Annotated in this window: 1 protein-coding gene; it reads right to left on the bottom strand. The window is 65.2% G+C overall.

Annotated elements, in window-relative coordinates:
• On the bottom strand, positions 1-359 hold a 359-nt coding region (locus AC1DN0_RS41975), incomplete at both ends, for a hypothetical protein (RefSeq protein ID WP_477146742.1).

The raw sequence follows: 359 nt of genomic DNA, 5'->3' as shown, positions 1-359 counted from the left end.
CTTGTAGCCCGGGTCGGTGTTGAACGTCGGGCCGTCATACCACTCGGTGCGCCGATCGAAGTACCACGGGGTGATGCCGGTCAGGCCGTTGTACATCAGGCTGTCGGCCTGGGTGTACGAGAGGTTGGCCTTGAGGTCGACGAGGTCGTTGCCCGGGTCGAACCGGTAGCGCAGGTTGTAGGCATCCAGGTCCACGCTGCCCGGCGACCACTGCGGCACGCGGTCGCGGTCCACGCGGATGATCTGCGAGGCCATGATCTCGCCCTGGTGGCCACTGTAGTGGCGGTAGCCGGCTTCCAGGGTCTGGCTGTCATCGATCCGCCAGGTGCCCTTGACCAGCACCGAGTTGGATTTGGAGG

The sequence above is a fragment of the Cupriavidus sp. 05N39 genome (assembly GCF_056397325.1).
The sequence above is the reverse complement of the archived record's forward strand: the minus strand, read 5'-3'. Positions and strand labels throughout refer to the sequence as shown.